The organism is Metabacillus litoralis, assembly GCF_020524045.1.
GTDB classification, from domain to species: Bacteria; Bacillota; Bacilli; order Bacillales; family Bacillaceae; genus Metabacillus; species Metabacillus litoralis_C.
In genome coordinates this window covers 340,146-364,157 of record NZ_JAIVKL010000001.1, presented here as the reverse complement: position 1 = coordinate 364,157, position 24,012 = coordinate 340,146, and the positions used below count along the sequence as shown (strand labels likewise).

The following is a 24,012-nucleotide window of genomic DNA, read 5'->3' as shown; positions in this document are numbered from 1 at the left end:
ATTTTGGCTAGAAAAGAAAACAACATATTAAATGGAAAACAAAAAGCTGCCATTCTCTTAATCTCTCTAGGTCCAGAAGTGTCAGCGTCAGTGTATAAACATTTATCTGAAGAAGAAATTGAAAAACTAACTTTAGAAATATCAGGTGTTCGAAAAGTTGAGGCAGAGAAAAAAGAAGAAATAATTGAAGAGTTTCATGATATTGCAATGGCACAGGATTTTATCTCACAAGGTGGTATATCTTATGCAAAGCAAGTATTGGAGAAGGCACTAGGTGAAGAAAAGGCAACTAGTATTATTCATCGCTTAACCTCTTCATTACAAGTGAGACCTTTTGATTTCGCTAGAAAAGCCGACCCATCTCAAATACTAAATTTTATTCAAAATGAGCATCCACAAACAATTTCTCTCATTTTGTCTTATTTAGAACCAGCCCAATCTGGACAGATCTTATCGGAACTTCCACAAGAACTTCAAGCTGATGTAGCGAGAAGAATCGCTGTAATGGATCGAACAGCACCAGAAATCATTAATGAAGTTGAGCAAATTTTAGAACGGAAATTGTCATCAACAGTTACTCAAGACTATACTCAAACTGGTGGTATTGAAGCGGTAGTTGAAGTGCTAAACGGTGTAGATAGAACAACTGAAAGAACGATACTTGATTCACTAGAAATACAAGATCCAATGTTAGCAGAAGAAATTAAAAAGAGAATGTTTGTGTTTGAAGATATTGTTACTCTCGATAACCGTGCAATACAGCGTGTCATTAGAGATGTAGAAAATGATGACTTAATGCTTTCACTTAAAGTTGCAAGTGAAGAAGTACGTGATGTTGTCTTTAAGAATATGTCTAAACGTATGGTAGACACATTTAAAGAAGAGATGGAGTTTATGGGGCCTGTTAGACTGCGCGACGTTGAAGAGGCTCAATCAAGAATCGTTGGAGTGATTAGACGACTTGAAGAAGCAGGAGAAATAGTCATTGCCCGTGGTGGAGGAGATGATATTATTGTCTAGGCTTATAAAGTCTCACTTTACAAACAATAATCAAGACGGCCGACAAATATCTGTTCAAACATTACAAGATATATTGAATGATAAATTTAAGGAAGTAAATGACCCAGAGTTATCTCTTCAATCATCATTGATTATACAATCTGCAAATGAAGAAGCAAAACGACTAGTTCAAGAAGCTGTTGATGAAAAAACAAGGATTCTTGATGAAATTCATCTTGAGAAGTCTTCATGGGAACAAGAACGTGAACGAATTTATGAAGTAGCTAGACAAGAAGGATATGCAGAAGGCTTAGAACTGGGCAGACAAGAATCTTTAAGACAATACGAATCGCTCATCATTGAATCTCAAAGAATCGTCGATATTGCCAGAAATGATTATGATGAAAAAATTCAGTCAGCAGAAAATGAGATCGTGTTTTTAGCCATTAAAGTAGCAGAAAAAGTTTTGAATACGATCATAGAAAGCTCACCCGAAAGTTTCTTACCTATCGTTAAAAAGGGACTACTTGAAGTCAAAGAATATGATCATATCAAAATCCATGTTCATCCAGCATTTTATGAGCTGTTAATTAATCAAAAAAATGAATTACAAGCAATTGTGACAAATGACACAGACATAAACGTTTATGCTGATGCAGAGTTAAAAGAATATGATTGTTTTATTGAATCAGCATATGGTCGAATTGACCTAAGCATTGACACTCAATTAGAACAATTGAAAAAACAGTTAATTGAATTACTAGATAGAGGTGATCACTAATTGAGAGCAATCGATTTGATTCATGAAATTAACACAATAGATTCCTATAAACGATACGGAAAAGTTAAGAAAGTTGTTGGGTTAATGATTGAATCAAGGGGACCCGAAAGCTCAATTGGAGATTTGTGCTATATCTACACTGGTTCTAATCAAAAAACAAAAATTCCTGCAGAAGTTGTAGGCTTCAAAGACGAAAATATTCTGCTTATGCCATACTTACAAGTAACAAATATTTCTCCAGGTAGTATTGTTGAAGCTACTAATGAACCACTAAAGATTAAAGTAGGGTCAAGTTTGGTAGGAAATGTTATTGATGCTTTTGGTCAACCTCTTAATGAAACTTTGTTACCTAAAGGATTAACACATGTACCTACAGATCAAAATCCACCAAACCCAATGAAACGACCACCAATTGATGAAAAAATTGAAGTTGGAGTAAGAGTCATTGACAGCTTGTTAACTGTAGGAAAAGGTCAGCGCGTTGGCATTTTTGCAGGTAGCGGTGTTGGGAAAAGTACTCTGATGGGTATGATTGCTCGAAACACAAATGCGGATTTAAATGTTATCGCATTAGTGGGTGAACGTGGTCGTGAGGTTCGAGAGTTTATAGAACGTGATTTGGGACCTGAGGGCCTGAAACGGTCGATTGTGATTGTAGCTACATCAGATCAACCTGCTCTAATGAGGTTAAAAGCTGCATATACAGCAACTGCTATCGCTGAATATTTTAGGGATAAAGGATTAAATGTCATGTTTATGATGGATTCTGTTACCCGTGTTGCTATGGCTCAACGAGAAATAGGTTTAGCTGTAGGAGAACCACCAACAACAAAGGGATATACTCCTTCCGTTTTTGCCATCTTGCCTAAATTATTAGAGCGAACAGGTACGAATGAAACTGGAACAATTACGGCGTTTTATACAGTATTGGTTGATGGAGATGATTTAAATGAACCAATATCAGATACAGTTCGTGGTATATTAGATGGCCATATCGTATTAGATAGGCAATTAGCTAATAAAGGACAATTTCCTGCAATTAATGTATTAAAAAGTATTAGCCGAGTGATGAACCAAATTGTTGATGATGATCATAAAGCATCTGCAACTAAGCTTCGAGATCTTTTATCCACATATTTAAACTCAGAGGATTTAATTAATATAGGTGCTTACAAACGAGGGTCATCTAAAGAAATTGATGAGGCTATTAGATTCTACCCTAAAATTATCTCATATTTGAAACAAAATGTTGAAGATAAGGTAACCATTGATCAAAGCATCTATACTCTCATTCAATTTATGGAAAAAGGTGAGTTTTAATGACTTTTCAATTTCGATTTCAAAAAGTGATGGATATTAAAGAAAATGAAAAAGAAAAATCATTAGCGGAATATAATCAATCTGTTAACGATTTTGAAAATATGGCGAATAAGTTATATGACTCTTTAAAGCAGAAAGAGGTTCTCGAAGAAAGTACTTTATCAAAGCTTAATAAAGGAGTCTCTGTTCAAGAAATTCGTCATTACCAGCAATTTGTTAGCAACATTGAAAAGACAATTACTCATTACCAAAAGCTTGTTTCTTTAACCAGAAATAGAATGAATGAACAACAAGTTAAATTAATGCAAAAAAATATTGAAGTGAAGAAGTATGAAAAGCTAAAGCAAAAACAACAAGAAGATTATTTAGTTGAACTAAAGTACATTGAGAACAAACATATGGATGATCTCTCAATTCAAACATATATGTATCGTGGAAATTAGGTGAAAAAAAGATGGAAAATGAAAAACAGGATTATGGGAAATTTCAGTGGTTTTTCTTTGTTGTTTTTATTCCTATTGTCTTCACGATTACACTAGTAGTTGTTATTTTATCTGTTGCAGGATTTGATGTTTTAGGTAAAACCAAGACTGCGTTACAAAAAGTTCCTGTTGTTGAAAACTTATTCAAAGAAGAAAAACAGGTTGAACCCTCAGACACAGATAAACAATCAGCTTTGAAAGAAGAAGAAAATAAAGAATTAGAAAAAACAATAGAAGAACAAACAACTATGATTAGTGCTTTAGAGAAAGATGTGACGATCAAAGAAAAAGAGATACAGAAACTGAATCAGGATATTAATTCTTTAGAAAAACAATTAGAAGATATCACAACATCTCAATCTGAAAATAAAACAAAAGATATTGGCAAGTTATACGATAATATGACCAGTAAGAAAGCGGCAGAGATCATTCCTAATTTATCACAAGAAGATGCTATGTTAATTCTAACTTCTTTAGATGATAAACAAGTTGCAGATATTCTAGCAAAAATGCCTGTGGAAGACGCTGTTAAATTCACAAATCTTTTAGCAACTAATGGTCAGTAGAAAGGAGGTGAACATGTGAAAGTTGTTCCGTTGTTACAGATACTTCATCAAAATAGTGGCCAAGTTAACTCACCAAAGCCTAATAGCTTAAATTTTAGTCGCTTTCTTGAGCAGAGTCATATAATGCCTCAAGCTACTATTGAAAAGAACAATATTTCAGAAGAAAATTTAAATCCATATGAAAACCTGTTTACTGAATTATCAGCGTTTATTGAAGAACATTCACTTGGTCAAGAAGAAATAACTCAGATTAACATGTTGGAAGTTCATAATACTGATGCTTCTTTCTCAATTAGTGATGTGATTAACAGCAAGTTAGCAGCGTCTACTACAATTAATGAAGTAATAGAAAATAATGAACAATCCAATACACTAGTTGGAGTACTTACAATTGTTACAGCGATTGAACGTCTATCGACAGATGAAACTATTAATTTAACACCTTTTTTATCTAAGATTAATAGTTTACTAGAAAATGAATATATGAGCTATTCTTCTCAAGATAATAAACTTTCAAACATGATAGATGCTCTTGGAAAATTAAGTACTGATGAAAGTCAGTTAGTGGAAGGTCAAATATTGCTGACTAAATGGGCTTTAGCTGATAAATCTTCCACTATTATAAATGCAGATAAATTAATAACTGCAAATAATAATCTGCAAGAAGTAAAAGCAGGTTTATTAACAAAAAATCATGTAAAAGACAACATTGTAAAAAAGCTTTTTAATGATTCTTCTCAAAATCAATTGGATAATAAGATGAAGTCAATTTTTACTGAGATGGATATAACGAAAGTTCAGTCTATTTTTCAACAAACTGTTCAAAGTTTATATGATGAAGAAATGAAGGATGAATCTTTGATAGAATTCGATTCACAACAACAGAGTATGTCCGTAGGTTTAACTGTTTCTTCATTAATAAATGAACTGTCAACTGAAGGGGAAATGGAAACAAAATTATTTTCTAATGAAAATTTAATATCTATCAATAGCTCAGATCATGAAAAACCGTTTCAAAGTGATGTTTTACAAGGAATCTTTCAGAAGTCAGCTCTCAATGAATTAATGAAAGATGCCGAAATAAAGCTCCCATCTCTTGAAAATGTAAAAAATTCTAAAGAATTACAAAAAACCACCACAGAAACTGATGTTGGTAATTATGACTTTTACGAACAATTTTTGACTGAAATTATCATATTAAATAAGGAGCAAGTAGGTAAAAATACTGAACTTGTTAGTTTACCTGACAATTCTCTCTCAATGATTAATGAAAAAGATCCTAAAATAGACAATATCAATATTATGAAAGATATAAATCTCTTAACAATAATTATTGATGAATTACCTAAAGAAAAAACTACTTTAGTCAGAAGTATACTTAACTTTGCCAAATTGGTTGGACAAGTTGCAGAGGAACAGTCAGGAGACGTTAAAGAAGTCTTAGATAAATTAGAAAAAATGATTTTTTCAAATAACAATTTAACGGTGGGCAATCATCAAGATTCGTTAGAAAATCAAATTAACTTAAAATCAAATAGTACCACTTCTCCTATAGAAATAATAAATGGAGTGCAAGCTTTAGCTAAAGGAATTTACTTAGCAGCTTCTAATGGTCATAGTAATAAGGTAGATTTATTTGTGAAGATGGAGGATATGATAAAAAATCAATTACTTGAAGTTCGTATAGAGGAACCAAAGACCCTCTTAATTGAAAAATCAAAAATAGAAGGTTTGATAAAAAATCAACTTATTGACAACAGTTATAGCGTTGGAAATAAATCTACGCTTATTGAGAATCTTCCAGTTTTATATGAAAAACTAGTAAATATATTTTCAAAAGATAATTCTCTTAAGTTACCTTCAGAAAAAAATACAAAGCTGAGTGAAGAGACTTTATTTATAAATCACAATGATCAAAAAGATAATAAATGGGCTTCATTAAATTCACTTACATCGCCAAGACCATTAGAAGAGGAACTAGTGAAACTAAACAGACTTTCAGAAGATAGAAAACAATCTAATTTTGTGGAAGAGAAATTCACCATGCAGTTAGATAGGTTTGTTTCGAACCAACAAACAACTTCTAATGATCATCAAAAAACAGAGGCAAATCTACGTCAAGAATTTACAAATCAATTAATAAATGCATTTAAAAACAGTAGATTTGGACAAACGCCTAATGGTGCTAATCGATTAGTGCTTAAACTAAATCCAGAACATCTTGGTTCATTAACTGTTAAATTGGTACAGAAAAATGGAGAGATGATTGCACGGATTTTAACCTCCACTAAATCAGCAAAAGAATTGCTAGATCATAGTGTGCATCAACTGAAACAAGCTTTACCGTCATTACAGATTGAAATTGAACGTTTTGAACTAACTACTGGGGAACAAGCAAAACCATTAAAAGATCATTCTGAACAAAATCAGAAAAATGAAAAAGAACAACAAAAACCGGAGCTAGAAGAACAGCAGGAGAGCGAAAAAAGTTTTATTGATAATTTGAAAGAATTATTGAACAAAACGGTATAAGGAGGGTTAAAAATGACATCAATTGATCCTAGTTTACTTATAGCTAATAAACCATCTGCTACAAGGACAGGAAGTTCAAATTTAGGCAAAGATGAATTTTTGAAAATCTTGATGACACAACTTCAAAATCAAGATCCTTTAAATCCAATGGAAGATAAAGAATTCATCGCACAAATGGCGCAATTTTCCACACTGGAACAAACAACAAATATGGCAAGTATGATGGAAAAGTTTATTAAGGTACAAAATCAAAGTGATTCAATTCTTAAATATTCAGAAATGATTGGTAAAAAAGTTGATTGGAAAAACAGCGAAGCAGAGACAGGGATTGGTGTAGTAACTTCTATTAAGAAAACAGAAGCTGGCATTATGTTGGTGCTTGATAATGATAAAGAAATTTCAAGCGATCATGTAATGAAAGTATCAAAGCCAGAGTAAATAAATTTTATGTCAATAAAAATTGACAATTTACATTATCATCCAATCAAATCTCGAAACCTGTCAAGGACACACAACGAAGATTTTAAACAGTTATTAAACAATGAACTTGTGAATTCAGAGTTAAAAATAAGCAAACACGCACAAGAAAGACTAGTAGAAAGACATATTACTCTTACAGATGATGAATGGTCATCTATAGGGGAAAAAATGACAGAGGCTAGAAAAAAAGGTGTTCAAGATTCACTTGTACTTGTCAGTGAAGCAGCCTTAATTATTAATGCTAAAAGTAACACAGTTATTACAGCAATGGATCGTGAAGAAGCAAAAGCCCAAATGTTCACGAACATCAATGGGGCAATTATTATGGATTAATGGCTGGACCGATATCGGAGGCCAATAGCTGTGGAATGATAGAAGCAGCTTATTATATGAAAAAAAGGGAGAGAAAATAAATGTTACGTTCATTATATTCTGGAATAAGTGGGATGAAAAACTTTCAAACAAAGCTAGATGTCATTGGAAATAATATTGCAAACGTTAATACTTATGGATTTAAAAAATCACGTACAACTTTTGCTGACCTTGTTAACCAACAAATCTCTGGTGCTTCAGCAGCGACACAAACTCAAGCAGGTACAAATCCACAGCAAATTGGTCTTGGTTCGAAAATTAATTCAATTGATACTATTCATACATCAGGTTCAACACAGACAACTTCAAGAACATTGGATGTTGCGTTAGCGGGAGATGGATTTATACCAGTTGCTACAATAAATGACATTAGTAAAATCAATATTGACCAAGGAAATCAAGTTGGAAATAACTTAATCATCGGTGCCATTGATGGTGCAGTAGATATGAATTATACTAGATCAGGCAATTTATATTTAGATGATCGAGGCTATCTAGTAACAGCTGAAGGGATGTTAGTTGTTGGTGAAGCAGGTCAAAAGACTGTTCCAACTGCCCAAGCGATCACGAAATCTCAAAATGCATTGAATGGAATAGGTAATTTCACAACACCATTTGGTAATATGACAACAAGTTTAGAAGATATATCAAAGCAAGCCAATGATTTAATGAATGTTTATCAGGAATACAGCGATGCACAATCTAATTACAATAAAAATGAAGCACCTGCAACAAATGGTCCTTTATATAACGTAATGGTTAGCTCATATAATGCTTTAACTTCAGTATTAGGACAGTTTAACACAGCAGCCACTGGATTTAATACAGTTGCAACAGGATTTCGTACTAGTGTAAATGCTCCTAATCTAAATGGTGCAGTAACTGCATTTAATAATGCCCAGCCAACAGGAGCGATCGTTAAAGAATTCACAACAATTGTAAATTCAATTGCTGGGACTTATCCAACTGCTGGACCAGGTCAAGGTAATGTAGTGCCGAATAATACATTAACACAAATGAACGACTTAATTTCAACATTAAACAATTACATGGTTGACTTAGAGAAAATCGGTCAAGGTGTTGTGAACTTTGAATCACTTGCTTCAGACTTACAAGATCCAAAATTTTCAAACAAACTTAGTGGTGATGCAGGATTAATTCAAATACCATTAGATGCTCAAAGCTTTAGTATTGGACCAGATGGTACTGTTACATTTGTTAACAAGAAGGGTGAGTTAAACCTAGCAGGACAAATTAGAGTGGCAATGTTTGCAAATCCAGGTGGTCTTGAAAAATTAGGTGGAAACTTATTTAAACAAACAGCAAATTCAGGTTCTATAGATAAAAATAATAATGGAATTCAGCTTAACGAATTAAATATAGCTGGACAAGATGGAGCAGCTTCTATAATTGCTGGTGCATTAGAGATGTCAAACGTGGATTTATCTGAAGAATTTACAGAAATGATTGTCGCTCAACGTGGATTCCAATCAAATACGAAAATAATTACAACCTCAGACGAGATCCTACAAGAGCTAATGGGCTTAAAACGTTAATAAAGGGGGATAGGGCTGACTATCTACTTATGATATAATCAGCCCTTATAAATCTATGATCCAATTAACTAGATTGAACGGAAAGTCTTTTTCTTTAAATGCATTATTTATAGAAGTTGTTGAATCATTTCCTGATACTACGATTACTTTAACTAACAGTCATAAGTATGTTGTTAAGGAATCTGAACAAGAGGTTTGTAAGAAAATCGAATTATTTTATCATAAGATTAATGTTTTGTCGCTAAGGAAGGGCTCGGAGGTATTGGACGATGAATAAAAAGCTATTAAGTATTATGCTTGTCATTATCGTATCTATTACACTAATTGGAGTTACAGCACTAGTTGTAGTTATGAAATTTTTAGGAGATGAAGATGAGCATAAACAACCGTCAGCAAAGGAAGTTGTTGAAGCATCTGTTGATATTCCAGAGATCACTACAAATTTATCCAGTGGTAATATAGTACGTTTGTCATTTAAAATTGAAACAGATTCAAAAAAGGCAAAAGAAGAATTAACACAACGTGAGTTCCAGGTTCGAGATATTATTATTTCAGAGTTAGGTAATATGACCACTGAACAAATGGAAGGCAAAGAAGGCATGGACAATTTTAAAAATATATTGAAACAAAAAATAAATGAATTAATGCAAGAAGGCAAGGTCAATAAGGTTTATACCACTTCCTATATCCTTCAATAGAGTTTATGAATCATTAAAATAGGAGGTGAAAACTTTGGCGGGTGATATCTTATCACAAAGTGAAATTGATGCCTTGCTATCTGCTATTTCCACTGGTGAGATGGATGCAGATGAACTGAAAAAAGAAGAAACAAGTAAGAAAGTAAAGGTTTATGATTTTAAAAGAGCTTTGAGGTTCTCGAAAGATCAAATTAGAAGCTTAACAAGAATTCATGATAACTTTGCAAGATTATTAACAACACATTTTTCAGCACAATTAAGAACATATATCCAAATAGCCGTTGGATCTGTAGATCAGTTGCCATATGAAGAGTTTATACGTTCAATTCCTAAGGTGACATTTCTAAATGTATTTGAGGTTCAACCTTTAGAAGGAAGAGTTCTAATGGAAGTTAATCCTAATATAGCTTACGCGATGATGGATCGGGTTATGGGGGGATTAGGTTCTAGTGTGAATAAAATTGAGAATTTAACAGAAATTGAGACAAAAATTATCTCGAATATTTTTGATAAAGCCCTAGAAAATTATACAGAAGCATGGGATTCTTTAATTGAAATTGAGCCGATGATGTCGGAATTTGAAGTTAATCCACAGTTTCTACAAATGGTTTCTCCAAACGAAACGGTCGTTGTTATATCACTAAACATTCAAGTAGGAGACACGAGTGGTATGATTAACTTATGTATACCACATGTTGTACTTGAACCAATCATACCTAAGCTATCAGGACATTACTGGATGCAGTCAGATAGAAAAGAACCAAAACCAGTTGAAATTGAAGCACTAAAAAAGCAAATACATTTGGCCGATCTTACGGTATCTGCTCAATTAGGGTCTTCCGATTTATCAATTCAGGATTTTCTTCAACTGCAAATTGGAGATGTGATTCAATTAGATAGCTCCATCGACCAACCATTGGTAGTTAAAATTGGTGATAAGCCAAAGTTTACTGGACAACCAGGGAAATTAAACAAAAAAATAGCGGTTCAAATTATTGACCACTTATCGAGAGGTGACGAAGATGGTGAGTGATGGAATGTTATCACAGGATGAAATTGATGCTCTTTTAAAAGGTTCGAGTGATGATAATAATAACTCTGATGAGACAAATGAAAGTGAAAATGATCAACTTAAAACTGAAGATTATTTTGACGCAATGGAAGAGGATGCTATTGGAGAAATAGGGAATATCTCTTTTGGTAGTTCCGCAACAGCACTTTCAACTCTATTGCAGCAAAAAGTTGAAATTACCACTCCTAGTGTGTCAGTTGTTCGAAAAAGCAAACTAGGAAATCAATTTCAACATCCATATGTTGCAATTGAAGTAAATTATACTGAGGGATTTTCTGGGAGTAACTTACTAGTTATAAAGCAAAGTGATGCTGCGATCATTGCAGATCTAATGATTGGTGGGGATGGAACAAACCCTGATGAGATGTTAGGGGAAATTCAAGTTAGTGCCGTTCAAGAAGCAATGAATCAAATGATGGGTTCTGCTGCAACATCAATGTCTACAATTTTCAATAAAAAAGTAGATATTTCACCACCAAGAGTTGAATTACTTGATGCAAATGAAACTGATAATGCGGATATTCCTGATTCAGATTTGATGATTCAAGTTTCTTTTAGACTTAAAATTGGTACATTAATTGATTCAAATATTATGCAATTATTGCCTTTATATTTTGCTAAAGATTTAATTGATCAACTAATTAACCCTAAACAAGAGGCAGCTACGTTAGAAGCGGTTAAAGAGGAATCAGTAGTAAATACTCAATCAGAGCACAATCAGCAACATCAACAAGCTCCACAACATCAACAAACTAATGAACAACAGCACAATATGCACCAATCACAGCAAATGGTGCAACCTAATCAACCTATGTATTCAGCTCCTCCTCAATATACACAGCAGAGAGAGCAACCTACTGTAAATGTAAAGCCAGCTGAATTTGCATCATTTGAACCTATGCAATATCAACAACAGGAAATACAAAACCTTGATATGTTATTAGACATACCTTTGAAGGTAACAGTTGAATTAGGAAGAACGAAAAGGTCTGTAAAAGAAATATTAGAATTATCATCCGGCTCTATCATAGAACTAGATAAACTAGCTGGTGAACCCGTGGATATATTAGTAAACAACAAAATTGTTGCAAAAGGTGAAGTTGTTGTTATCGATGAAAACTTTGGGGTTCGTGTGACAGATATAGCTAGTCAATCAGAGCGTTTAAATAAAATTAAATAAATAATTATAACTAGGAGTGGGGATATTATGGCACACAGAATTATGATCGTTGACGATGCAGCATTTATGAGAATGATGATTAAGGATATTTTAACAAAAAATGGTTATGAAGTAGTTGCTGAGGCAGCAGATGGTGCTCAAGCTGTTGAAAAATATAAAGAACATCAGCCTGATTTAGTAACAATGGATATTACTATGCCTGAGATGGATGGAATTCAAGCATTGAAGGAAATTAAACAAATTAATGGTAGTGCAAAAGTTATAATGTGTTCAGCAATGGGACAACAAGCAATGGTCATTGATGCAATTCAAGCTGGAGCTAAAGATTTCATTGTAAAACCATTCCAAGCAGATCGTGTTTTAGAGGCTATCGGAAAAACATTAAGCTAAAGGTGGAGTGAAATTGCTTCATAGAACTTACCTCATATTGTTTTTATTATTTATGATTTTTCCGCAAACTACAGCAGTAGTATTTGCGGAGGAATCAGTAGATGAAAGCGTATTTGAAAATATAAAGAAACAAGATCAAATTGAAGATGAAAATGATAATCCAGCTGTAAATAATGAAGAACAAATAACTGAATCTGAAGCTGAAACACCAGATGTATCAGTTTCAGCATTTGATTTCATTAAAATGTTTGGCGCTTTAGCTTTTGTGCTTGCTTTAATTTATTTTTTGTTGAAATTTATCACAAAAAGAAATAGACTTTTTCATCAAGGTCAAGGCATTGTCAATTTAGGTGGTACAAGCATTGGTCAAAGCAAGTCAATTCAAATGATTAAAGTTGGAAATCGAGTTTTAGTGGTAGGTGTGGGAGAATCTATTACCTTATTAAAAGAAATAGATGATGAAGAAGAAAGTCAGAATTTGATTGAAGAGTTTGAACGTAAACAAGATCAAATAGTCGAACCAAAAGATTTAGTGAATAAAGTTATGACGACTTTCACTAAAAATCAAAAAAAACTTGAACCAAAATCTAGTCAAACATTTTCATTACAATTTAATGAACAGTTAAAAAAGTTAAAGGATGAACGTGCAAAACAGCTTGAGGATGTTAAAAGAAAGGGTTTAAGCAAGCATGAATGAGTTTATGGAGTTTTTTAATAATAGTGATGCAGAGAGCGTAAGCACTTCTGTAAAATTACTATTGTTATTAACAGTATTATCAATTGCCCCAAGTATTTTAATACTAATGACGTGTTTCACAAGAATTATTATTGTCCTTTCGTTTGTTCGTACATCATTAGCTACACAACAAATGCCACCAAATCAAATATTAATTGGTATTGCCTTATTTTTAACCTTTTTCATTATGGCACCAACATTCTCAGAAGTAAACGAACAAGCCTTAACACCTCTTTTTAATGAGGAAATACAATTAGAAGAGGCGTATGAGCGTGCAGCAATTCCTTTTAAGGAATTTATGAGTAAGCATACTAGACAAAAGGATTTATCATTATTTCTAAATTATGCTGGTATTGAAAAGCCACAATCAGTAGAAGATATTCCGCTAACTGCACTTGTACCTGCATTTGCAATTAGTGAAATCAAAACAGCCTTTCAAATTGGATTTATGATTTTTATCCCTTTTTTGGTTATCGATATGGTTGTTGCCAGTGTTTTAATGTCTATGGGTATGATGATGCTTCCTCCAGTCATGATTTCATTACCTTTTAAAATACTGTTATTTGTTTTAGTTGATGGATGGTATTTAATTATTAAATCGTTGTTACAAAGTTTTTAGAACGGGTGAGAATAAATGAGTTCAGAGTTTGTCATTTCTCTAGCAGAAAAAGCTGTATATACGACATTAATTATTTGTGGACCACTATTATTGTTAGCCTTAGTTATCGGACTTGTTGTAAGTATTTTTCAAGCAACTACTCAAATACAAGAACAAACCCTTGCATTTATTCCAAAAATAGTAGCTGTTTTACTAGGCTTAATCTTCTTTGGTCCTTGGATGCTTACAACACTTGTATCTTATGCGCAAGATATCTTTGGAAACCTAAATAGGTTTATAGGATAAAGATGATTACTGTATTAGATAATTATCCAGCATTTTTGTTAGTATTTATGAGGGTGTCAGCTTTTTTTGTAACATTACCTTTGTTTTCTTATCGAAATATACCAAATATTCATAAGATAGGCTTTTCATTTATGTTGGCGTGGATCATGTTTTTTTCTCTTGAACCTCCGCTTATTGAAATTGACAGTCAATATTTTATGTTACTAATTAAGGAAGCAATGTTTGGGTTATTGATTGGTTTTTCTGCGTATTTTATTTTAGCAGCCATCCAAATAGCTGGTAGTTTCATTGATTTTCAAATGGGGTTTGCGATTGCAAATGTTATTGACCCTCAAACTGGAGCACAAAGTCCACTTATTGGTCAATTTCTTTATACGTTTGCATTTTTATTTATGTTAAGTACAAATGCACACTATCTTCTCTTAGATGGAGTCTTTTACAGCTATCAATTTGTTCCAATTGATCAGCTAGCACTCCCATTAGGTGAAGAAAATGTTGTTGAATTCATTGTCAAATCATTTAACTCAATGTTTATCATAGCATTTCAAATGTCAATTCCTGTAGTTGGATCACTATTTTTAGTTGATATTGCTTTAGGTATTGTTGCAAGAACTGTTCCACAATTAAATATTTTTGTTGTCGGATTGCCATTAAAAATAGGGGTAAGCTTTATTATATTAATTTTAGTTATGGGAGCATTATTTTTATTGATGGGAAAGTTGTTTGAGACGATGACATATACAATGCGTGGATTAATGCAATTGCTCTGAGGGGGTTAGTGAATGAAGTTACTATCATTAGATTTGCAGTTTTTTGCTGGTGAGAAAACAGAGAAAGCTACTCCTCGAAAAAAGCAAGATGCAAGGAAAAAAGGACAAGTTGCAAAAAGTGCTGATGTTAATACAGCCATCTCACTACTAACTATTTTTCTATCGTTTTTATTCATTGGCGCTTTTATGAGAGATCGTATTTTAAATATGATGAGAGGTACGTTTCAAGATTATTTACTTTTAAATTTGTCAGATCAAAACGTTCATGATTTTTTTTTAACAATGGCTTATCAAGCTGCAATTATACTAGCTCCTGTGATGTGTGTTGCCCTTGTTGCTGGTGTTTTGAGTAACTATTTGCAAATCGGTTTCCTTTTTTCATCTGAAGCTATTCATATGAAATTAAATAAACTAGATCCTATTCAGGGCTTTAAAAGAATCTATTCAGTTAGGGCAATTGTTGAACTATTGAAATCTTTACTGAAAATTTCATTCGTTGGGTTTGTTACTTTTGCAGTATTATGGCTAGATCTTGATAAGATCTTAAGATTATCTCAAATGACAGTTGAGCAATCTTTTGTTTTTATTGCCCAACTCACAGTGAAAATGGGGTTATTTGCCTCAGGTGCATTATTACTTTTATCATTATTGGATTATTTATATCAGCGGTATGATTATGAAAAAAACTTAAAAATGTCGAAACAGGATATTAAAGATGAATATAAAAAATCTGAAGGTGACCCACTAATTAAATCGAAAATTAAGCAAAGACAACGTGAGATGGCCATGAGAAGAATGATGCAGGATGTACCAACTGCAGATGTTGTTATTACAAATCCTACTCACTATGCAATTGCTTTAAAATATGATGATTCAAAAATGGATGCACCATTTGTTGTTGCAATGGGTGTAGATTTAGTAGCTCAAAAGATCAAAGAAATTGCAAAGTCAAATGACGTTATGATGGTAGAGAATAGACCACTTGCGAGAGCACTTTATGATCAAGTCGAGATTGGACAAGCTGTACCTGAAGAATTTTTTCAGGCAGTTGCAGAAATTATTGCTTATGTTTATCAAGCAAAATCTGTATAAGCTAGGTTATATAAAAATTTAATTATTCTGACTATAAAAAGTAGAAATCTAACAAAAAAATTCATGATATTTTAAAATAGATAAGTTAATAAAGAAAGAATGATTGGTTTTAAGGAGAGAATAAACATGTCTGCAAGAGATTTATCAGTACTACTAAGTGTTATCTTAATCGTAGCGATGCTTATTATCCCATTTCCAGGATGGTTGTTAAGCTTCTTAATAATAATTAATATTTCTCTTGCATTATTAGTTATTCTTACGTCAATGAATATGAATGAGCCTTTACAGTTTTCGATCTTTCCTTCGTTAATCTTATTGCTAACATTATTCCGTTTGGGATTAAACGTTTCAACTACTCGTGCTATTTTAGCTGAAGGAGATGCGGGAAAGGTTATTGAAACTTTTGGAACCTTTGTAACTGGTGGAAATGTTTTAGTAGGATTTGTAGTATTTGTGATTTTAATCGTTATTCAATTTGTTGTTATAACAAAAGGATCTGAACGTGTATCAGAAGTTGCTGCACGATTTACCTTGGATGCAATGCCAGGTAAACAGATGAGTATTGATGCTGACTTAAATGCAGGAATGATTTCTGAACAACAAGCTCGAGAACGCAGAGATAAAATTTCAAATGAAGCTGATTTCTATGGTGCAATGGATGGTGCTAGTAAGTTTGTTAAAGGTGATGCAATAGCAGGAATTATCATTGTATTGATAAACATGCTATTTGGTGTTGTGATCGGAATGATGCAACTAGGGATGCCAATCGGAGAAGCAGCTGCTCATTTTACAATGCTTACTGTTGGTGACGGGATTGTTAGTCAAATACCAGCATTATTAATTTCTACAGCTACTGGTATTGTGGTAACAAGAGCTGCTTCAGAAGGGAACTTAGGTTCAGATATAACATCACAATTATTTGCTTACCCTAAAATGTTATATGTTGCTTCTGGGACCATCTTCTTATTAGGTATATTTACTCCAATCGGTGTTCTTTTAACACTCCCTATAGCTGCTTTATTAGGTATTGGTGGTTATATGATTTCAAGATCAAAGGAGCAACAAGTCCCTGATGAAGAAATATTAGAGCAAGAAACTGAGATGGATGAAATGAAGAGTCCTGAAAGTGTTGTTAATCTGTTAAATATAGATCCTATTGAATTTGAATTTGGTTATGGTTTAATCCCACTTGCTGATACAAATCAAGGAGGAGATTTATTAGATCGTGTTGTCATGATTAGAAGACAGTTAGCTATTGAATTCGGTATTGTCATACCTGTTGTAAGAATTAGGGATAATATACAGCTCCAACCTAATGAATACCGTTTGAAAATAAAAGGTAATGAATTAGCTAAAGGTGAGATATTACTTGATCATTATTTAGCTATGGCTCCAGGGATTGAGGAGGACTCAATCGAAGGAATCGATACAATTGAGCCATCATTTGGATTACCAGCTAAGTGGATTACCGAAGATATGAAGGACACTGCTGAAATGTTTGGTTATACTGTTGTTGATCCACCTTCAGTTGTTTCTACTCACATTACTGAAGTCATTAAACAGCATGCACATGAACTGCTTGGAAGACAGGAAACAAAGCAATTAATCGATCATTTGAAAGAATCATACCCAATACTAGTAGAAGAAGTCACTCCTTCACCCCTTAATATTGGGGATATTCAAAAAGTACTTGCTAAACTTCTTAGGGAGAAGGTTTCTATTAGAAATTTACCAATAATTTTTGAAACCTTAGCTGATTACGGGAAAATGTCATCTGATACAGAGTTATTAGCTGAATATGTAAGACAAGCATTAGCAAAACAAATAACAACTCAATATGCTGATCAAGATCAAATGTTGAAGGTCGTAACTTTATCAGGAAAAGTGGAAAAACTAGTTGCAGAAGGTGTACAGCAAACTGAACATGGTAATTATTTATCATTAAGTCCTGATGTATCTCAGCAAATTATTGAATCTGTTGCTAGAGAGGTTGAAACACTAGCATTACAGCAGCAAACACCAATTCTCTTATGTTCTCCTGCTGTAAGAATGTATGTAAGACAATTAACAGATCGTTATTTTCCGCAAGTTCCGGTTTTATCTTATAATGAACTAGAAGCAAATGTTGAAGTACAGAGCATTGGGGTGGTAAATGTCGAATGAAAGTAAAAAAATATATTGCTCCATCTATGCAAGAGGCAATGAAAAAAATTCGTTCTGAGATGGGTAATGACGCCGTTATTTTAAATTCAAAAATGATATATACAGGTGGCTTTTTAGGACTTTTTTCTAAGAAGAAAATCGAAGTAATTGCTGCTATGGATCCTGATGTTCCAAAAGTAAAGCAAGAACACTCGATAATAACTCAACAAGTGAAAGTGAAATCAGAAGATCCAATTAGACCGAAACAAGATACTCTAAATGCAACATCAAAGCAGATAACATCAAGTGATAATAAACCGTTGTTAGATGAGATCATTGAAATGAAAAAGATGATTAAGTCAATTTCTGCTAATGAGAAGACCGAGTTTTATCCAGAACCACTTCAAGAAATTTCAAGTAAAATGACAAAACGGGAAGTTAACCCAGATGTTCGTGGTCAGATAATGTCTGAGCTTTTGGAGTACTGGTATAAAGTAAATGGACAAGCAACTAAAGAGCAACTAAAAGCAAAAGAAAATGAATTATTTATTCAATTATTAAAGGATATTGATTTTAGCGGTATTTCTTACAAGAAAAAATATATAAATGTAATTGGTCCAACTGGAGTAGGAAAAACAACTACTTTGGCTAAGTTAGCTGCTGAATGTGTGATACAGAAACAGAAGAAGGTTGCATTTATTACAACTGACACGTATAGAATTGCAGCTATCGATCAATTAAAGACGTATGCGAAAATTCTAAATGTACCATTAGAAGTATGCTACAGCATTGAAGACTTTAAAGAGGCTCAAGATAAATTTGCTATGTACGATTATATTTTTATTGATACTGCGGGTAGAAATTTTTTAGATTCACAGTATGTAAATGATTTAAAAAAGATAATCGACTTTAATGATGAAATGGAAACCTTTCTTGTTTTAGCTGCGACTGCAAAATCAGTTGATATGCTTGCCGTTTACGAACAATTTTCAGTTATTCCGATTAATAAACTTATTTTCACTAAAATGGATGAAACATCCACAAGAGGAACTTTATTTGATGTGATATTGAAAACAAAAAAAGGAATAGCTTATACAACACACGGTCAAAATGTCCCAGACGATATTGAAATGGCAACGAGAGAAAAAATAGTTAATCAAATATTGAGGTAATTATATGGTGAATGATCAAGCAGAACGCTTAAGGGAACGATTAAAAAGTCTGAAAATTCGAGCCAAATCCATTGCTGTTATGAGCGGAAAAGGAGGAGTTGGGAAGTCCAATTTTTCTCTTAATTTCTCCTTAGCTTTACAGAAAGAAAATAAACGAGTTTTACTATTTGATCTAGATATTGGGATGGGTAACATTGATATTCTTATTGGTGAGAGCTCTAAATACTCAATTGTTGACTTTTTCCATAAAAATCTTTCACTAGTTGACATTATCTCAAATGGCCCGAATGGTCTAGATTATATATCAGGTGGTACAGGACTAGGAACGATATTTAAACTAAATGAAGATAGATTCCAAACTTTTATAAACGAGTTAGATTATTTATTTAAAGCATACGACTTTATTATCTTTGATATGGGGGCAGGAATTTCTGAAGATAGCATAAGATTTATCTTATCTGTTGATGAAATCATTGTTATCACAACACCTGAACCAACATCTATGACAGATGCTTATTCAGCAATAAAAAATATTTGTGTAAATCATCAAACAATGCCCTTTTCAATTGTTGTGAACCGAGCTTTTAATAATAAAGTTGGAGATCAAACTTTTAATAGGTTATTTCAAACAATGAAACAATTTTTAAATCGCGAAGTCACACTACTAGGTGTTATACCTGACGATACATCTATAATGAAGGCTGTTATTGAACAACAGCCGGTCATATTATATCAGCCTAACTGTAAAGCAAGTAAAGCATTTTCTGCAATTTCTAAGGACTATTTAACTAGAATGCACGTGGATCTAGAAAATCAGGAATCAACACCTTTTATATCGAAATTAAAGAGTTTCTTCATGAAAGGTAGGTAATAATATGGGGAAAATACGCGTTCTAGTAGTAGATGACTCAGCTTTCATGAGAAAACTAATTACTGATTTTCTTAATGAAGATGAAAATATTGATGTTATTGGAGTAGCTAGGAATGGGGAAGATGCGTTATTAAAAATAGAGACATTAAACCCGGACGTAGTAACTTTAGATGTAGAAATGCCTGTAAAAAATGGACTTGAGGCTCTCAAGGAAATTATGGAGAAATTTCCAAGACCGGTTATTATGCTATCTAGTACGACGAAAGAAGGAGCAGAAAATACGATACTCTCTTTACAGTATGGAGCTTTTGATTTTATTGCAAAACCTTCTGGTGCTATTTCATTAGATCTTTATAAAGTGAAGGAAGATCTTGTCGAAAAGGTTAGATTAGCAAAAAAAGCAAATATAAATAACACATTACAGCGACCTATTAAAAAAAATAATCCCAAAATCCAACAAGAATATAGTAAAATAGACTCAAACGTGATAAAAAGACCTAAATTAATCGACAAAATAACTGATTTTAAAACATTAGTATGTATTGGTACATCAACAGGTGGTCCAAGAGCACTACAACAAGTGTTACCTAAGATACCTGGAGATATTAAAGCACCGATATTTATCGTACAACATATGCCGCCTGGTTTTACACAATCACTAGCAAATCGACTAAATGCTGTTTCTAAGATTAATGTGAAGGAAGCAGAAAATGGTGAATTAGTTAGAAACGGTACAGCTTATATTGCACCAGGTGGATTTCACTTGAAAATTGTAAAGTCAGGCACTTCTTTAACGATTAAGATTGATCAGTCTGAAATTAGAAATGGTCATCGTCCATCGGTAGATGTTATGTTCGAATCAATTTGTGAAATACCTGATTACAAAAAGATTGCTGTTATTATGACAGGTATGGGAGCAGACGGTTCAGCTGGATTGAAAAAGCTTAAAAGCACAGGAATCGTGAAAGCAATTGCAGAATCTGAAAACACATCTATTGTGTATGGAATGCCAAAAGCTGCTGTTGGAACAAACTTTGTTGACAAAGTAGAAGATGTAGAAGATATCGCAGCATCAATATTGGATTTTCTTAAAAATTAACATAGTTTACTCTGTATTTTTATTAATATTCTATTTTAATCTTCGTTTTACATTTTTTTCATAACTAAGAACAGACGAAACTAAGGGGTGTACCTTAATGGAAATGAACCAATACCTAGAAGTATTTATCGAAGAAAGTAAAGAGCACTTACAAGCATGTAATGAAAAATTACTAGAATTAGAGAAGAACCCTAGTGATATTTCGATTGTTAATGATATATTTCGTTCTGCTCATACCCTAAAAGGAATGAGTGCAACAATGGGATACGAAGATTTAGCAAGCCTTACTCACCAAATGGAAAATGTTTTAGATTTAATAAGAAACGAAAAACTTTCAGTAAACGCTGATATTTTAGATGTTGTTTTTGCTTCAGTAGACGATCTCGAAGAAATGGTATTCTCAATTGCTGAAGGTGGAGATGGTAAGAAGGATGTCTCAAAAGTTGTTGAATTGCTCAAAAAAATAGAAAAAGGTGAAGATTTATCTTCTCAGACAGAAACTGCGTCAGAAGCGGTTGAAAAAACTAATCAAGTTAATGAATCAACTCAAATGATTAAAGACTATGATGATTTTGAATATACAGTTATTCATCAATCTAAAGAACAAGGTTTTTCTGCTTATGAATTAACGATAACACTTAGACAAGATTGTTTGTTAAAAGCTGCTAGAGTATTCATGGTATTTGAAATTCTTGAGCAATCTGGAGAAGTAATTAAATCAATTCCTTCAGTTGATCTTTTAGAAGAAGAGAAGTTTGACTCTCAATTTACTGTAGCATTTGTAACGAAAGAAGCTGCTGAAGATATTAAAAATAAAGTAATGAAAGTATCAGAAATTGAAGATGTCCAGGTACATATTATTGACTCTTCAATATCTAATCAAACTCAAAATCAGTCTGAATCTTCATCACAGAAAAATGATGAATCAGCTAACGTTCCTTCAAGTAATATACAAAAAGTTCAAGAACAAGAGATAAAAACAGCTTCAAAACAAGTAGCTGCTGCTTCTACTAGTTCTAAAACGATTCGAGTTAACATTGAACGTTTGGATATTTTAATGAATTTATTTGAAGAATTAGTTATTGATCGTGGAAGATTAGAGTCGATTTCAAAAGAATTAAATAACAATGAATTAGATGAAACTGTTGAAAGAATGTCTCGAATTTCAGGAGATCTTCAAAATATCATCTTAAATATGAGAATGGTACCTGTTGAAACAGTATTTAACCGCTTCCCAAGAATGATTAGACAATTAGCTAAAGATTTAAATAAAAAAATCAATCTTGAAATTATTGGTGCTGAAACAGAATTAGATCGAACAGTAATAGATGAAATCGGAGATCCACTTGTTCATCTTTTAAGAAATGCAATAGATCATGGCGTAGAGATGCCAGATGTTCGAATGAAAAATGGTAAGCCTGAAGAAGGAAATGTTGTTTTAAGAGCATATCATAGCGGAAACCATGTCTTTATTGAAATTGAAGATGATGGTGCAGGTATAAGCAGAGAACGAGTGTTAAATAAAGCAATCGATCGAGGAATTGTTACACCACAGGTTGCTTCTACATTGACTGATAAACAGGTTTATGAGCTTATATTAGCCTCAGGCTTCTCTACAGCTGATAAAATTTCAGATATATCTGGACGAGGTGTAGGATTAGATGTTGTTAAGAGTACAATAGAATCACTTGGTGGAACAGTGGATATTGATGCTCAAGAAGGAAAAGGTTCATTATTTTCAATTCAACTACCATTAACTTTATCTATTATTTCTGTTATGTTGGTTGAACTACAAAATGAAAAATATGCAATTCCTTTATCGTCTATTATAGAAACAGCAGTGATAAAAAAAGAAGAAATTCTTCATGCGCATAATCAAAAGGTTATTGATTTTAGAGGGAAAATAGTACCATTAGTCTTTTTATCTGAGGTATTTGAAATGGAAGATCAATTGAAGAATGATGATTTTGTTTCATTGATAATTGTTCGTAAAGGAGAGAAAATGGCTGCTTTAGTTGTCGATTCTTTCATTGGTCAACAGGAAATTGTATTAAAATCACTAGGCAATTACTTAAACGCAGTGTTTGCTATCTCGGGAGCAACGATCCTTGGTGATGGACAAGTAGCTTTAATTGTAGATTGTAATTCTTTAATTAAATAAACTACTTTCTAAAAAAAAATAAAATCTTTAATAGGGTCTTATAAGTAGACTTCAAAATAAAATTTCGGCAATAGATAAATAGATTAATTTGAACATTATCTTTAATCTTAATAAACAAAATGGTGAACATTAGGTCGACACTTAGAGGTTCTTATTTGAGAGGGGTTATACAATGAGTGAATTTCAATCAAACGATGTTAAGGTTATTGTTTTTCAGTTGAAGGATGAGGAATATGGTATTCCTGTTGAACAAGTGCGTTCAATTGAAAAAGTTCAACACATAACAAGAGTTCCAAAAACATCTTCATACATTAAAGGGGTTATTAATTTACGAGGTGTTGTTACACCAATAATTGACTTACGAAGAAGATTTGATCTAGAAGAGGTAGAAAACTCTGATAGTACAAGAATGATTATTGTATCAAGAGAAGATATAGAGGTTGGTTTTATCGTTGATGCTGCAAATGATGTCATTGATATAAACCAAGAATCAATAGAACCAGCACCAGAAGTAGTTGGATCTGTTCAAGCAGAGTATATCCAAGGTGTTGCAAAATTAGAAAAACGATTAATTGTAATGATTGACTTAGCACAGGTTTTAAAGGCAGAAAACGAACCTTCTAAGTTAAGTGTATAG

25 protein-coding genes are annotated in these 24,012 nt (G+C 32.9%); all 25 read left to right on the top strand.

All coding sequences use genetic code 11. The features are described from left to right. Positions 1-3 precede the first annotated feature (3 nt). The 25 genes from fliG (at position 4) to LC076_RS01610 (ending at position 24,012) form a co-directional block, all read left to right on the top strand. Positions 4-1,020 (top strand): flagellar motor switch protein FliG, encoded by a 1,017-nt coding sequence (gene fliG, locus LC076_RS01730; RefSeq protein WP_226665701.1) that lies wholly within the window; start codon positions 4-6, stop codon positions 1,018-1,020. Beyond that, positions 1,013-1,780, top strand: coding sequence for a flagellar assembly protein FliH (gene fliH, locus LC076_RS01725; RefSeq protein ID WP_264191374.1), 768 nt, complete (start codon positions 1,013-1,015; stop codon positions 1,778-1,780). Before fliG ends, fliH begins: the two co-directional genes overlap by 8 nt. Next, positions 1,781-3,100 carry a flagellar protein export ATPase FliI gene (fliI, locus tag LC076_RS01720; protein WP_226665697.1) on the top strand — a complete coding sequence of 440 codons (1,320 nt, stop codon included), beginning with the start codon at positions 1,781-1,783 and terminating at the stop codon, positions 3,098-3,100. Continuing rightward, a complete protein-coding gene (gene fliJ / locus LC076_RS01715) occupies positions 3,100-3,543 on the top strand; it encodes a flagellar export protein FliJ (protein ID WP_226665695.1) in 444 nt (147 codons plus the stop codon). The genes fliI and fliJ overlap by 1 nt, the downstream gene beginning before the upstream one ends. Positions 3,544-3,554: 11 nt before the next feature. Then, on the top strand, positions 3,555-4,148 hold the full coding sequence (locus LC076_RS01710; RefSeq protein ID WP_226665694.1) for a MotE family protein: 594 nt from the start codon (positions 3,555-3,557) through the stop codon (positions 4,146-4,148). A gap of 15 nt (positions 4,149-4,163) precedes the next feature. Next, positions 4,164-6,680: a flagellar hook-length control protein FliK gene (locus LC076_RS24305; RefSeq protein WP_226665692.1), complete on the top strand. Its 2,517-nt coding sequence runs from the start codon at positions 4,164-4,166 to the stop codon at positions 6,678-6,680. Positions 6,681-6,692: 12 nt separating this feature from the next. Continuing rightward, complete coding sequence (flgD, locus tag LC076_RS01700) at positions 6,693-7,118, top strand: flagellar hook assembly protein FlgD (protein ID WP_226665691.1); 426 nt, start codon at positions 6,693-6,695, stop codon at positions 7,116-7,118. A gap of 9 nt (positions 7,119-7,127) precedes the next feature. Continuing rightward, positions 7,128-7,493: a TIGR02530 family flagellar biosynthesis protein gene (locus LC076_RS01695; RefSeq protein WP_226665689.1), complete on the top strand. Its 366-nt coding sequence runs from the start codon at positions 7,128-7,130 to the stop codon at positions 7,491-7,493. Between the two features lie 80 nt (positions 7,494-7,573). Beyond that, positions 7,574-9,088, top strand: coding sequence for a flagellar hook-basal body complex protein (locus LC076_RS01690; RefSeq protein WP_226665688.1), 1,515 nt, complete (start codon positions 7,574-7,576; stop codon positions 9,086-9,088). A 55-nt stretch (positions 9,089-9,143) separates the two neighbouring features. Further along, the gene (locus tag LC076_RS01685; RefSeq protein WP_226665686.1) at positions 9,144-9,365 is read left to right on the top strand and encodes a flagellar FlbD family protein; all 222 of its coding nucleotides are present in this window, start codon (positions 9,144-9,146) and stop codon (positions 9,363-9,365) included. Beyond that, positions 9,358-9,786: a flagellar basal body-associated protein FliL gene (fliL, locus tag LC076_RS01680; RefSeq protein ID WP_226665684.1), complete on the top strand. Its 429-nt coding sequence runs from the start codon at positions 9,358-9,360 to the stop codon at positions 9,784-9,786. Before LC076_RS01685 ends, fliL begins: the two co-directional genes overlap by 8 nt. A 34-nt stretch (positions 9,787-9,820) precedes the next feature. After that, entirely contained in the window at positions 9,821-10,819 is a 999-nt protein-coding gene (gene fliM, locus LC076_RS01675; protein WP_226665683.1) for a flagellar motor switch protein FliM, read from the top strand. Next, a complete protein-coding gene (gene fliY / locus LC076_RS01670) occupies positions 10,809-12,038 on the top strand; it encodes a flagellar motor switch phosphatase FliY (protein ID WP_226665681.1) in 1,230 nt (409 codons plus the stop codon). The genes fliM and fliY overlap by 11 nt, the downstream gene beginning before the upstream one ends. Before the next feature lie 27 nt (positions 12,039-12,065). Continuing rightward, complete coding sequence (locus tag LC076_RS01665; protein ID WP_146946694.1) at positions 12,066-12,428, top strand: response regulator; 363 nt, start codon at positions 12,066-12,068, stop codon at positions 12,426-12,428. Positions 12,429-12,441: 13 nt separating this feature from the next. Continuing rightward, positions 12,442-13,125 (top strand): flagellar biosynthetic protein FliO, encoded by a 684-nt coding sequence (locus tag LC076_RS01660; RefSeq protein ID WP_226665680.1) that lies wholly within the window; start codon positions 12,442-12,444, stop codon positions 13,123-13,125. Further along, complete coding sequence (gene fliP / locus LC076_RS01655) at positions 13,118-13,783, top strand: flagellar type III secretion system pore protein FliP (RefSeq protein ID WP_226665679.1); 666 nt, start codon at positions 13,118-13,120, stop codon at positions 13,781-13,783. The genes LC076_RS01660 and fliP overlap by 8 nt, the downstream gene beginning before the upstream one ends. A 15-nt stretch (positions 13,784-13,798) precedes the next feature. Further along, positions 13,799-14,068, top strand: a complete 270-nt coding sequence (gene fliQ / locus LC076_RS01650; RefSeq protein ID WP_226665678.1) for a flagellar biosynthesis protein FliQ — start codon at positions 13,799-13,801, stop codon at positions 14,066-14,068. A 2-nt stretch (positions 14,069-14,070) separates the two neighbouring features. Then, positions 14,071-14,838, top strand: coding sequence for a flagellar biosynthetic protein FliR (gene fliR / locus LC076_RS01645; RefSeq protein WP_226665677.1), 768 nt, complete (start codon positions 14,071-14,073; stop codon positions 14,836-14,838). Between the two features lie 12 nt (positions 14,839-14,850). Beyond that, positions 14,851-15,930, top strand: a complete 1,080-nt coding sequence (gene flhB, locus LC076_RS01640; protein WP_226665676.1) for a flagellar biosynthesis protein FlhB — start codon at positions 14,851-14,853, stop codon at positions 15,928-15,930. Positions 15,931-16,056: 126 nt separating this feature from the next. Continuing rightward, positions 16,057-18,093, top strand: coding sequence for a flagellar biosynthesis protein FlhA (gene flhA, locus LC076_RS01635; protein ID WP_226665674.1), 2,037 nt, complete (start codon positions 16,057-16,059; stop codon positions 18,091-18,093). Continuing rightward, positions 18,090-19,244: a flagellar biosynthesis protein FlhF gene (gene flhF, locus LC076_RS01630; RefSeq protein ID WP_226665673.1), complete on the top strand. Its 1,155-nt coding sequence runs from the start codon at positions 18,090-18,092 to the stop codon at positions 19,242-19,244. The genes flhA and flhF overlap by 4 nt, the downstream gene beginning before the upstream one ends. A 4-nt stretch (positions 19,245-19,248) precedes the next feature. Beyond that, positions 19,249-20,115, top strand: a complete 867-nt coding sequence (locus tag LC076_RS01625; RefSeq protein ID WP_226665671.1) for a MinD/ParA family protein — start codon at positions 19,249-19,251, stop codon at positions 20,113-20,115. Between the two features lie 4 nt (positions 20,116-20,119). Beyond that, the gene (locus LC076_RS01620) at positions 20,120-21,214 is read left to right on the top strand and encodes a protein-glutamate methylesterase/protein-glutamine glutaminase (RefSeq protein WP_226665669.1); all 1,095 of its coding nucleotides are present in this window, start codon (positions 20,120-20,122) and stop codon (positions 21,212-21,214) included. A gap of 97 nt (positions 21,215-21,311) precedes the next feature. Next, on the top strand, positions 21,312-23,375 hold the full coding sequence (locus tag LC076_RS01615; protein WP_226665668.1) for a chemotaxis protein CheA: 2,064 nt from the start codon (positions 21,312-21,314) through the stop codon (positions 23,373-23,375). 172 nt (positions 23,376-23,547) lie between these two features. Further along, positions 23,548-24,012, top strand: coding sequence for a chemotaxis protein CheW (locus LC076_RS01610; RefSeq protein WP_226665666.1), 465 nt, complete (start codon positions 23,548-23,550; stop codon positions 24,010-24,012).

Coding starts and splice junctions, on each gene's coding strand:
- fliL (WP_226665684.1), top strand. CDS start 9,358: ATGAATAAAAAGCTATTAAGTATTATGCTTGTCATTATCGTATCTATT.
- LC076_RS01665 (WP_146946694.1), top strand. CDS start 12,066: ATGGCACACAGAATTATGATCGTTGACGATGCAGCATTTATGAGAATG.
- LC076_RS01685 (WP_226665686.1), top strand. CDS start 9,144: ATGATCCAATTAACTAGATTGAACGGAAAGTCTTTTTCTTTAAATGCA.
- LC076_RS01615 (WP_226665668.1), top strand. CDS start 21,312: ATGGAAATGAACCAATACCTAGAAGTATTTATCGAAGAAAGTAAAGAG.
- fliY (WP_226665681.1), top strand. CDS start 10,809: ATGGTGAGTGATGGAATGTTATCACAGGATGAAATTGATGCTCTTTTA.
- flhB (WP_226665676.1), top strand. CDS start 14,851: ATGAAGTTACTATCATTAGATTTGCAGTTTTTTGCTGGTGAGAAAACA.
- LC076_RS01710 (WP_226665694.1), top strand. CDS start 3,555: ATGGAAAATGAAAAACAGGATTATGGGAAATTTCAGTGGTTTTTCTTT.
- flhA (WP_226665674.1), top strand. CDS start 16,057: ATGTCTGCAAGAGATTTATCAGTACTACTAAGTGTTATCTTAATCGTA.
- LC076_RS01690 (WP_226665688.1), top strand. CDS start 7,574: ATGTTACGTTCATTATATTCTGGAATAAGTGGGATGAAAAACTTTCAA.
- flgD (WP_226665691.1), top strand. CDS start 6,693: ATGACATCAATTGATCCTAGTTTACTTATAGCTAATAAACCATCTGCT.
- LC076_RS01620 (WP_226665669.1), top strand. CDS start 20,120: ATGGGGAAAATACGCGTTCTAGTAGTAGATGACTCAGCTTTCATGAGA.
- fliQ (WP_226665678.1), top strand. CDS start 13,799: ATGAGTTCAGAGTTTGTCATTTCTCTAGCAGAAAAAGCTGTATATACG.
- fliR (WP_226665677.1), top strand. CDS start 14,071: ATGATTACTGTATTAGATAATTATCCAGCATTTTTGTTAGTATTTATG.
- LC076_RS01625 (WP_226665671.1), top strand. CDS start 19,249: ATGGTGAATGATCAAGCAGAACGCTTAAGGGAACGATTAAAAAGTCTG.
- fliJ (WP_226665695.1), top strand. CDS start 3,100: ATGACTTTTCAATTTCGATTTCAAAAAGTGATGGATATTAAAGAAAAT.
- LC076_RS01610 (WP_226665666.1), top strand. CDS start 23,548: ATGAGTGAATTTCAATCAAACGATGTTAAGGTTATTGTTTTTCAGTTG.
- flhF (WP_226665673.1), top strand. CDS start 18,090: ATGAAAGTAAAAAAATATATTGCTCCATCTATGCAAGAGGCAATGAAA.
- LC076_RS01695 (WP_226665689.1), top strand. CDS start 7,128: ATGTCAATAAAAATTGACAATTTACATTATCATCCAATCAAATCTCGA.
- fliP (WP_226665679.1), top strand. CDS start 13,118: ATGAATGAGTTTATGGAGTTTTTTAATAATAGTGATGCAGAGAGCGTA.